The sequence below is a fragment of the Streptomyces sp. ActVer genome (assembly GCF_027270795.1).
Taxonomy (GTDB): domain Bacteria; phylum Actinomycetota; class Actinomycetes; order Streptomycetales; family Streptomycetaceae; genus Streptomyces; species Streptomyces umbrinus_A.
This window is the reverse complement of the sequence record NZ_JAPWHT010000374.1, coordinates 1-10385: the sequence shown is the minus strand read 5'-3', so window position 1 is coordinate 10385 and position 10385 is coordinate 1. Positions and strand designations below refer to the sequence as shown.

Here is a 10385-nt window from a genome sequence, read left to right as displayed (position 1 = left end):
GGAGAGTAGGACACCGCCGAACAAATTTTATGGGAAAGCCCCCGCACTTCGGTGCGGGGGCTTTCTTGCGTTTAGGGTCCTTGTTATGCGCTACGAACTGGTGATCTTCGACAACGACGGTGTCCTCGTGGACAGTGAGCCGATCTCCAATACGCTGCTGGCCGCCTATCTCACCGAGCTGGGGCACCCCACCTCGTACGAGGAGTCCCTGCGCGACTACATGGGCGCCGCCATGCACCGCGTACACGACCTGGTCGAGGAGCGGACCGGGGAGCGGCTGCCTGCCGACTTCGACGATGTCTTTCACGCGCGGGTGTTCGCCGCCTTCGAGCGGGAGTTGGAGCCGGTGGCGGGGGCCGTGGAGGTGCTGGAGAAGCTGGCCGCGGACGGGGTTCCGTACTGTGTGGCATCATCCGGGAGTCATGAGCGGATCCGGGTCGGGCATCGGAAGACCGGTCTTGACCGGTGGTTCGACGACGGGCGGATCTTCAGTTCGCAGGACGTGGGGCGGGGGAAGCCGGCGCCGGACCTGTTCCTTCACGCGGCTGAGCGCATGGGGGTGCCGCCGGAGAAGTGCCTTGTCGTCGAGGACAGTCCGCTCGGGGTGCGGGCGGCCGTCGCGGCAGGGATGGATGTGTACGGGTTCACGGCGATGACGCCGGCCGAGCGGTTGTCGGGGGCGGACCGGCTCTTCGGGGACATGGGCGAGCTGATCGGCCTGCTCCAGAGCTGATTTGCCCTCCGCACGGCCGCCGAGTTGATCTCAAGTTGATCTTCCTGCGCCAGAGTTGAACAAAATTCATCTTTGAACCGTCTACCCACGGGTAAGCCTGAGCCCTACGCTGAGCCGCCATGACAGATGTGCTGCGGCGTGGCCGGGCTTCTTTGGCATTCAGCTTCTTCGCCCAGGGCGTCGCCTTCGCGCTGCTCGTGACACGAATACCCGCGATCCAGGACCGGTACGGGATATCCGACGCGTTGCTGCCCGCCTTCCTCGCGGCCGTGCCGATCCTGGCCGGGGTCGGCAGTGTCTGCACCGAGCAGTTGGTGAAGAGGGTGCCGCCCAGCCACGTACTGCGCTGGTCGCAGCCGGTGGTGCTGCTGGCGCTGCTCGGGGTGGGGGCCGGCGACGGACTGTGGGCGATCGGGCTGTCGCTCGCCGCCTTCGGGCTGGCCGTCGGATCGCTCGACGCCTCCATGAACATGCTCGGGGTGAGCCTTCAGCACAGGTACGGGCGCAGCATCATGCTCGGGTTCCATGCGGCGTTCAGCCTGGGCGGGATCGTCGGGGCGTCGCTCGCGTGGGTGGGGGCGCACTGGGATCTGGCGTTGTTCGTGTCGTATCTGCCGGTGGTCGTGGTGCTGTTGCCCGCAGCGTTCGTGGGGAGCCGGTGGTACGTCGACGGGAGCGGGCCCGAGGCGAAGGGGCAGGGCGAGGGCGGGAGCGGTGGTGGCAGCGTCGGGTTCAAGCTGCTGCTGCCTCTGTGTCTGGTGATGGCCGTCGCGTACATCGGGGATTCGACCGTCTCCAACTGGAGCGCCAAGTATCTGCAGGACGTGCTCGGCAGTTCGGAGCAGCTGGCGACCGTTCCGTACAACGTCTATATGGTCACCACGCTGATCGGGCGGGCCGTCGGGGACTTCGGGGTGCGGCGGTTCGGGGCCGTGATGGTGGTGCGGGCCGGTGCGGTGGTCGCGGCGGTGGGGTTCGCGGTGGTGGCCGGGGCGCCGGGGGCCTGGGTCGGGATGCTCGGCTTCACGCTGCTGGGGTTCGGATTGTGCGTGATCGTGCCGCAGACCTTCGCGGCCGCCGGACGGCTCTTCCCCGGGGCTGCGGATGCGGCCGTCGCTCGACTGAATATCTTCAACTATGTGGGGTTCTTGATCGGTTCGCCCTTGGTGGGAGCTCTGGGTGATGCGTGGAGCTATCGGGGGGCCATGCTCGTGCCGATGGTGTTGGTGCTGGTGACGTTGGTGTACGCCAAGTCGTTCGCCTCTGAACCTTCCCGATACGGTGACGGGCATGAGCGGCCGCGCACAGCTGATGTGGGACGAGGCAGTAACGGGCTATGACTTCGGCCCGGATCATCCGATGGATCCGGTCCGGTTGGCGTTGACCCGGCGACTGGTCGATGCCTTCGGGCTCGACCGGGAGGTGGAGGTCGTCTCGGCCAAGCCGGCTGGGGACTCGACCCTGCGGCTTGTGCACCGGGAGGACTACATCGAGGCGGTCAAGGCCGCTTCCGTGGATCCGCGGAGTGCGGACGGGGCGTACGGACTGGGGACCATGGACGATCCCGCCTTCGCCGGGATGCACGAGGTGTCGGCGCTGATCGCCGGGCAGTCGGTGGGGGCCGCCGAGGCCGTGTGGCGGGGTGAGGCGCTGCACGCGGTGAACTTCGCGGGTGGGCTGCACCATGCGATGCCCGGGGGTGCGTCGGGGTTCTGCATCTACAACGACGCCTCGTTGGCCATTGCCCGGTTGCTGGAGCTCGGGGCCGAGCGGGTCGTGTACGTGGATGTGGACGTGCATCACGGGGACGGGGTGCAGGCCGCGTTCTGGGAGGATCCGCGGGTGCTGACCGTGTCGTTGCACGAGCATCCTCGGACGCTGTTTCCGCAGACGGGGTGGCCGGAGGAGACCGGGGCCGCGTCGGCGGAGGGGTCCGCGGTGAACGTGGCGCTGCCGGCCGGGACCGGGGACGCGGGGTGGCTGCGGGCCTTTCACTCCGTCGTGCCGGAGTTGGTCGCGGACTTTCGGCCGCAGGTGCTGGTGACTCAGCACGGGGCCGATACGCACTTCGAGGATCCGCTCGCTCATCTTGCCGTGTCGTTGGACGCGCAGCGGGCTGTGCAGGTGGCCTGCCATGAGCTGGCGCACGAGTACGCCGAAGGGCGGTGGGTCGCTCTTGGTGGGGGCGGGTATGCCGTGGTGGATGTGGTGCCTCGGTCGTGGACGCATCTTGTGGCTGTCGCGGCGGGGCGGGAGATTGCGCCGGAGACGGTGGTTCCTGAGGGGTGGCGGCAGGAGGTTTTCGCTCGTACGCGGCAGTTGGCGCCTGCGCGGATGACTGATGGGCGGTGGCCTGTGGAGTGGAAGGGGTGGGAGTCGGGGTATGACCCCGCCGACCGTCTTGACCAGGCTGTGCTTGCTGCGCGGCGGGCTGTGTTTCCGTTGCGGGGGTTGCTGGCGTAGGGCTCCGCCGGGGGCCTGGTCCTTTTCTCGCCCCCGCCGCCCCTACCCGTTCCCGTCCCTGACTCAGGGGCTCCGCCCCCGAACCCCGCATCGCGCTGCCGCGCTCGTCCTCAAACGCCGGACGGGCTGGGTGGGTGGGGGCTGATGGGGGTGGGTGAGGATCGGCCTGAACGGCCTCGTCCTCAAGCGCCGGGCGAGCTGAAAGACGGGTGGGCTGGAAGGCGGCCCCGCCGTCATAGACCCCGTTACGCCAACTGTGGGGTGTTTCAGGGGTTTTGGGGGTGGGGGGTGGGTGGATGCGTCAGCATCGGGGCGTGTTGAGTAGTGGAGCGTTGCGGGCGCATTTGCTGGCGGCGAGGCTGGCGGGGACGGTGGCCACCTCGCGGGAGGCGAGTCTCAGGAGCTACCGGTTGTTCGCCGCGCGGGATCCGCGGGTGATGATCGGGATTGACCCCGAATGGACATGGGAACAACCGGATCTGATCGCTTTGATGGCGGACAAGTGCGGGGTGTCACCGGATCCGCGTCATACCTCTGGTCCTGATGTGATCGATCCTGAGCGAACTCTGGCGGCTCTTGACGCCTTCGCCGCCCGGCTTGCGGAAGCCGCACGGAACCGTTCCCCTGTGCTGCTCGGCACCGGACACCCGCACCGGCTGATCGGTTTCTACGCCGCCTTGGCGGACGCTCTGTCGGCGGCGGGGTGTACCGTCCTCACTCCCGCGCATGGTCACTCTGTCGACATAACGACCCGGTTCGGTCTACGCACGTACAACCTTGACTACGTACGAGGAGTCGCGCTGGTGCGCGAACCCGGGGCGTGGGACCCCGGTCGTGAGACCGGCGCGCACTCGCACTCTCCCCTCCCGGTTCGTACCGCTCTGGCCGCCGCGGCGGAGGCCGGCGGACCCCTCCCGGAACTCGTGGTGGGAGACCACGGCTGGGTCTGCGGAGCAGGTCAGCTGGGGTTCGAGGCCATCGGCCTGGGTGACACCGACGATCCCGCGCTGTTCGTCGGAGAGGCAGAGGGGCGCGTGTCCGTCGTCGTTCCACTTGATGACGCTGTGCGGTCTGATTACTACCGACCGCTTACTCGCTATGTACTCAATCGAGCGTGTCTGTCACAGTAGGCCGCCGATGGCCCCTCCTCTTCCCCACTCGCATCACACGCCCCTACTCTGGGGAGTGAGCACGCAACGACGAAGTGTCACCGGAAGGGGAAGCCGGTGACCGTCGAGTGCGGAAGGTTCAGGTGTGTCATGGCTGCTGGCGAGAGGCCTCTGAACGAGGTTCAGTTCCTTACCGTGGCGGAAGTCGCCTCGGTGATGCGAGTGTCGAAGATGACCGTGTACCGCTTGGTGCACAGCGGTCATCTGCCCGCGATCCGGGTCGGGAGGTCATTCCGCGTCCCGGAGCAAGCGGTTCACGAGTACCTTCGCGAGTCCTACGTGGGGGTGGAGACAGCCTGACGGCGGTCCGGGGGAGGTCCCGGGACGGCTGGATCGCGTCCCCGGGGTCTCACCCGGAACTCCTCGATTACGACCTCGGCGCTCAGACGGGTAGGCTGGCCCCTCATAAGTCGTGTGGGCCCATGCAGCCCAGCAACGAGTAAAGAGAAGTGAGCGAGGGTAGTCGTGGGCTCTGTTATCAAGAAGCGGCGCAAGCGGATGGCGAAGAAGAAGCACCGCAAGCTGCTCAAGCGCACTCGCGTTCAGCGTCGCAACAAGAAGTAAGTCGCGACGGACAGCGGTCACCCGCCACAAGCAGGGCATACGGCGGGCGACGCTGTGACAGTGCGCTCTGTGGCCCCCCACCGGCTGGTGGGGGGCCACAGTCGTATCCCGCGGTCGTCCCGATCGTCCCCGTGTGGCGTGCGGCCCGGCGAACGCTGTGCGTATGTCCGGGCCTACGACTGTGTGGCGAATGGCTGGGTCTGATCGTACGTACGGGGGTGTCGTCACTTCGTGCATCGGGCGGTCATCACAGCGCAACACCGACCCGCTAACGTGGCCGTCACGGGGAACACGGCAGAGTACGAACGGCACAGTACGAGCCGCATGTCGTCGACGGCTGGAAGGAAGGCGCTGATCTTGGGGAAGGTCGTGCTCGTGACCGGAGTGGCCCGTCAGCTGGGGGGCCGGTTCGTACGACGGATCCAGCGTGACCCCGAGGTGGACAGGGTGGTCGCCGTGGACGCGGTCCCGCCGGAGCACCACCTGGGCGGCGCCGACTTCGTACGGGCCGACATAAGGCAGCCCGCCATCGCCAGGGTGCTCGCGGAGCACTCCGTGGACACGGTGGTGCACCTGGACGTGACCGCCACGCCGCTGGGCGGTGGCAGCCGGACCACGGTCAAGGAGACCAACGTCATCGGCACCATGCAGCTGTTGGGTGCCTGCCAGAAGTCGCCGACGGTCAAGCGGCTCGTCGTGAAGTCCAGTACGAACGTGTACGGGTCCGCGCCGCGCGATCCGGCCGTCTTCACCGAGACCACCCCGCCCAAGTCGCTGCCCAGCGGCGGCTTCGCGAAGGACACGGTCGAGGTCGAGGGGTATGTGCGTGGGTTCGCGCGTCGGCGGCCCGACGTCGCCGTGTGCGTGCTGCGGTTCGCGAACATCCTCGGGCCGAGCGCGGACTCGCCGCTCGCCGCGTACTTCTCGCTGCCCGTGCTGCCGACCGTGCTCGGCTACGACCCGCGGCTGCAGTTCGTGCACGAGGACGACGTGATCGAGGTGCTGCGGATCGCCTCGCACGAGCCGCGGCGCGGCACGCTCAACAGCGGTACGTTCAACATCGCCGGCGACGGTGTCCTGCTGCTCTCGCAGTGCGCGCGGCGGCTCGGCCGGCCCACGGTTCCCGTGCTGATGCCCGCGGTGAGCTGGGTGGGCTCGGCGCTGCGTACGCTGGGCATGACGGACTTCTCGCCCGAGCAGCTGCGGCTGCTCACCCACGGCCGGGTCGTGGCGACCCGGCAGATGCGCGAGACGCTCGGCTACGGTCCCAGGTACACGACCGCGGAGACCTTCGCGGACTTCGCACGCAGCCGAGGGCCCGGACTCCTGCCCCCCGAGGCCCTTGCGGGGGCCGTCGACCGGATCGCGGCACTGCCTGTACTCGGCGGTGGCCACCTCCCGACGCAGAGCGCCAACTGAGGAGCGCATCAACGATGGCGGACGCCAAGGTCATTCCGTTCGACGACGACCGGTCCCGCGGGAGTGCCGTACAGCGGCCGCCGCGGCGCCGGGGCGCGGGGAGCAGGCGCAAGGGCGAGCCCGTGGTGGTTCGTGAGGTCCAGCCCCTGCCCGCACGAACGATTCCGCAGGATGATGTTCCTGTGACGCGTGAGGAACCGGCTGCTGTGGAGAAGCCGCAGGAGAATGGCTGGGACCGGCGTATCGCCGGCGGTCTGGCCTTCCTGCGGCGGCGACTGACGGGTGAGTACGAGGTCGACGACTTCGGTTACGACCAGGAGCTCACCGACCAGGTACTGATGTCGATGCTGCGGCCCCTCTACGAGAAGTACTTCCGCGTCGAGGTGAAGGGCATCGAGAACATCCCGTCGGAGGGCGGGGCGCTGATCGTCGCCAACCACTCCGGGACGCTGCCGCTGGACGGCCTGATGATGCAGGTCGCCGTCCACGACAACCACCCCGACGGCCGTCATCTGCGGCTCCTCGCGGCCGACCTGGTCTTCATGCTGCCGGTGGTCAACGAACTGGCCCGCAAGGCCGGTCACACGCTCGCCTGCGCGGAGGACGCCGAACGGCTCCTGGAGCGCGGCGAACTGGTGGGTGTGATGCCGGAGGGCTTCAAGGGCATCGGAAAGCCGTTCAGCGAGCGCTACAAGCTGCAGCGCTTCGGCCGCGGCGGGTTCGTGTCGACGGCCCTGCGCCAGGGCACCCCGATCATCCCGTGCTCCATCGTGGGCGCGGAGGAGATCTACCCGATGATCGGCAACTCCAAGACGCTGGCCCGTCTCCTCGGCTTCCCGTACTTCCCGATCACGCCCACCTTCCCGTGGCTGGGCCCGCTCGGCGGCGTCCCGCTCCCCACGAAGTGGACGATCCAGTTCGGCGAGCCGATCCTGACCGACGGCTACCCGCCGGAGGCGGCAGAGGATCCGATGCTCATGTTCAACCTGACGGACCAGGTGAGAGAGCAGATCCAGCACACGTTGTACAAGCTGCTGGTGCAGCGGCGGTCGGTGTTCTTCTGAGGGCTGGTCCCGCAAAGGGAGATACTCCGGTGCGCCAGGCCGACGGACGGAGTCCGGCGCAGCCGCCCGAAGCCTGCGAAGCAGTGCGAGGGCGGCAGACAGGAGGGGCCAAGCTGCTGGTGCAGCGCAGGTCCGTGTTCTTCTAGGACTTCTGGATACGTCGGTGGGGGCGCCCCTTGTGAAAAGGGGCGCCCCCACCGACGTATCCGAAGAAGCTAGTTCGCGTCCTCGCTGTCGATTCCCAGGCCCGGGAGCAGGCCCGGGAGGAGGGGCGGCAGGGTCACGTCCGGCTCTGCCGGTGGGGTGTTCTTGCCGGACGGGGAGGCGCTGGTCTCGTCCTCGGGCGGGTCCAGGAGGCCGCCGGTGTTGCCGCCGAGCAGGCCGTCGTCCTGGGTCTTGGACGTGGACGGCTTGGGGTTGCCGCTGCTGGAGCCGGTGCCGTCCGACGAGCCGCCGCCGGTGGCGCTGGGGGCGGTCGGACGGTCCGTACGGGACGAGTCGGTGGCGTCCGAGCTCGCGCCGCGGTGGCGGCCGGTGCCCTCCTGGGAGGGCGGCTGCGGGAGCAGCGAGCGCAGCGGCTCGACCTCTTCGTCTATGGCGTCGAATACCGAGCTGACCTGGCGGCTGACGTCGCCGAGCTGCACCGGCAGCCGGTCGCGCAGGGCGCCCCAGGCGTCGCGGTGCGAATTGGAGAAGGCGGAGAGGGCCTGGATGGGGCCCAGGGAGTCCGGGTCCCGCTCATAGGCCTCGTGCAGCAGGCGGTGGCCCTCGGAGGCGTCGTGCTGCATGCCGGACAGCGCACGCCGGATCTCGCCCAGGGACTCGTGGTCGAGGGGCCCCGAGCGGCCGCGCTCCATCAGGCGGCGCGCCTCGCTCAGCCGGGTGGAGGCCTGGTCGAGGTAGAGCCGGCCACGGTCGCCCTCGCCGTCGGCCATGCCCAGCTTGAGGTCCTCCATGCCGCGCTTGAGCCCGTAGAGCGAATCACCGGGCAGGGCGTCGGAACTGGCAGCGGCGACACCGCTGAAGGCTCCGGCGGCCACACCCACGGTGAGCCCGCCCGCGGCGAGCCCCTTCGACAGCCGGGAACGCGGTCGCAACTTCCCAAGCCCGGTCGCCCTGTGCGCGCCCCGGCCCCGGTGGGAACGCCCGCCCGTCTCCCACCACCGCCCTTCTGCGGAAGTCGCTTCGCTCCCCCTTTGATTCGGCACCGAAGGGTCCGCCGCCCCGCCTCCCGCGGCCGTGCCCTCCTGGAGCATGGCCTCCATCGCGGCCACCAGCTGGGCCCGCTGGACGACCTTGACCTCGGGGTCCAGCTCCGGTTTGGGCAGTTCGCCGAGGCCGGTCGCCAGGGACAGCATCCGGCCCTGCTCGGGCCGGTCCACGGCGGCCGGAGCAGGGCCTTCGGACTGCTCGGCCGCCGTGCCCCGGGCGGGCTGCTCTTCCAGGGCCTGGGCGAAGGCGTTCGCCCGCCGGTGCGCCGATACGTTCGCGATCACTGGCGGCACCTCCTCTCGTCATCACGGTCGACTCCCCAGGGGGTCCTGAGGGTTGCACACCCCGACCACGACCACTCGATCGAGTGATCGAAGTCGGCCAGGGTGTGACCACAGGGAGCCTGTATCCCGCACAACGAGCGGCTCGGCACTTGGGTTACGGACGACGGATGATCGGACCGCGAAGTCAACGGACTTTCACGGACGGTGAGTTGGGCATCGCTGAGCGTATGGAGTCATACGGAGTCGTACGGAGATGGGGCGGGGCAGGGCCCGCCGTGTACGGGGTCTCAGCGGGCGTCTTCCGGGAGGAGCCGGGCCAGTGTGCGCACCGCCCGGTACTGGAGGGTCTTGATCGCGCCCTCGTTCTTGCCCATCACGCGGGCGGTCTCGGCGACCGAGAGGCCCTGGAGGAAGCGCAGGGTCACGCACTCCTGCTGCTGCGGGTTGAGGCGGCGGACGGCGTCCAGCAGCGCCGCGTTCGAGAGGGACTCCAGGACGGAGTCCTCGGGGGAACGCTCGACCTCGTTGGCGTCGAGCATCTCGCCGGTGGTCACTTCGAGCCGGAAGCGGCTCGACTTGAAGTGGTCCGCGACGAGGTTGCGGGCGATGGTGACGAGCCAGGCGCCGAAGTCACGGCCCTGCCAGGTGAACGTGCCGATGCGGCGCAGGGCGCGCAGGAACGTCTCGCTCGTGAGGTCTTCCGCGGTCGCCTTCCCGCCGACGCGGTAATAGATATAGCGGTACACAGTGTCGCTGTACTGGTCGTAGAGCCGGCCGAAGGCCTCGGCCTCACCGGCCTGTGCGCGCTCCACGAGGTCCATCATCCGGGCGCTGTCACTGTCTGCGGCCGGGCGGCGTGCGGTGGTGGCCGACGCGCTCGAACGACCTCGTCTGCCCACCGCCGCGCTGCCGTCGGCCAGTGCATAGCACGGTCCGACGGGCGCGGCGGAGACAGCGAGGGCGGGGACGGCGTACGCGGTGGGGACGAAGCCGCGCAGGCGGTCGATGACCGTTGCGCGCAGCGTAGCCAGGCCCGAGGCGTCAACCCCGACGTGTGGGTACACGGGACTCCCAGAGGCAGAGCTTCCATCACGTGCAGTACCGGACCGTTCACCCGTCGTAGCGAAGAGTGGGGCCCGTCATGCGTCTGAGGAGAATAACGCTTCGTACAGGCAGTGCTACACCCAGTTGCTCAAATCATCGATTACGTCGCTTCTGTTACCGAACGACGCCTCATCAAGTGCCGGAGAGTGACCGGTTGTTGATCGAATGATTCCGCGTTCCGTCTGAGTCCGGGGCGTGTTGTGGCCGGGTGCCGTTAACGGGACTGGCGGGGGCTCTGCGCGGGTAGGACAGCCGGATTGCCCATGTCCCTGTGGGACGCGGGGAACTGTGCGACCGGCCGCGGCCGACCCGCACTGTCGTACGGACTCCTGCCGCGGAGTGCTCAGCGGCGGCGGCGGTGCAGGGCGATCGC

At 68.7% G+C, this 10385-nt stretch carries 10 protein-coding genes; 8 read left to right on the top strand and 2 right to left on the bottom strand.

The window, feature by feature from the left end; all coding sequences use genetic code 11:
• The first annotated feature begins 85 nt into the window (after positions 1-85).
• The 8 genes from O3Q52_RS40110 (at position 86) to O3Q52_RS40075 (ending at position 7412) form a co-directional block, all read left to right on the top strand.
• The gene (locus O3Q52_RS40110) at positions 86-733 is read left to right on the top strand and encodes an HAD family phosphatase (RefSeq protein WP_269653492.1); all 648 of its coding nucleotides are present in this window, start codon (positions 86-88) and stop codon (positions 731-733) included.
• A gap of 119 nt (positions 734-852) precedes the next feature.
• Positions 853-2073, top strand: coding sequence for an MFS transporter (locus O3Q52_RS40105; RefSeq protein WP_269653491.1), 1221 nt, complete (start codon positions 853-855; stop codon positions 2071-2073).
• Positions 2024-3196 carry an acetoin utilization protein AcuC gene (locus tag O3Q52_RS40100; RefSeq protein ID WP_269653490.1) on the top strand — a complete coding sequence of 391 codons (1173 nt, stop codon included), beginning with the start codon at positions 2024-2026 and terminating at the stop codon, positions 3194-3196. Before O3Q52_RS40105 ends, O3Q52_RS40100 begins: the two co-directional genes overlap by 50 nt.
• 314 nt (positions 3197-3510) lie before the next feature.
• The gene (locus O3Q52_RS40095; RefSeq protein WP_269653493.1) at positions 3511-4326 is read left to right on the top strand and encodes a phosphatase; all 816 of its coding nucleotides are present in this window, start codon (positions 3511-3513) and stop codon (positions 4324-4326) included.
• Between the two features lie 129 nt (positions 4327-4455).
• On the top strand, positions 4456-4665 hold the full coding sequence (locus O3Q52_RS40090; protein ID WP_093781815.1) for a helix-turn-helix domain-containing protein: 210 nt from the start codon (positions 4456-4458) through the stop codon (positions 4663-4665).
• Between the two features lie 165 nt (positions 4666-4830).
• Entirely contained in the window at positions 4831-4929 is a 99-nt protein-coding gene (locus O3Q52_RS40085; RefSeq protein WP_003948845.1) for an AURKAIP1/COX24 domain-containing protein, read from the top strand.
• Positions 4930-5286: 357 nt separating this feature from the next.
• A complete protein-coding gene (locus tag O3Q52_RS40080; protein ID WP_143644173.1) occupies positions 5287-6348 on the top strand; it encodes an NAD-dependent epimerase/dehydratase family protein in 1062 nt (353 codons plus the stop codon).
• 14 nt (positions 6349-6362) lie between these two features.
• Positions 6363-7412 carry a lysophospholipid acyltransferase family protein gene (locus O3Q52_RS40075; protein ID WP_269653489.1) on the top strand — a complete coding sequence of 350 codons (1050 nt, stop codon included), beginning with the start codon at positions 6363-6365 and terminating at the stop codon, positions 7410-7412.
• A 215-nt stretch (positions 7413-7627) separates the two neighbouring features.
• Here the strand turns inward: O3Q52_RS40075 and O3Q52_RS40070 are convergent, their stop codons facing one another.
• Both O3Q52_RS40070 and O3Q52_RS40065 read right to left on the bottom strand, forming a co-directional pair.
• On the bottom strand, positions 7628-8908 hold the full coding sequence (locus O3Q52_RS40070; RefSeq protein ID WP_269653488.1) for a DUF5667 domain-containing protein: 1281 nt from the start codon (positions 8906-8908) through the stop codon (positions 7628-7630).
• 287 nt (positions 8909-9195) lie between these two features.
• Positions 9196-9972, bottom strand: coding sequence for an ECF subfamily RNA polymerase sigma factor, BldN family (locus O3Q52_RS40065; RefSeq protein ID WP_055616602.1), 777 nt, complete (start codon positions 9970-9972; stop codon positions 9196-9198).
• Positions 9973-10385 lie beyond the last annotated feature (413 nt).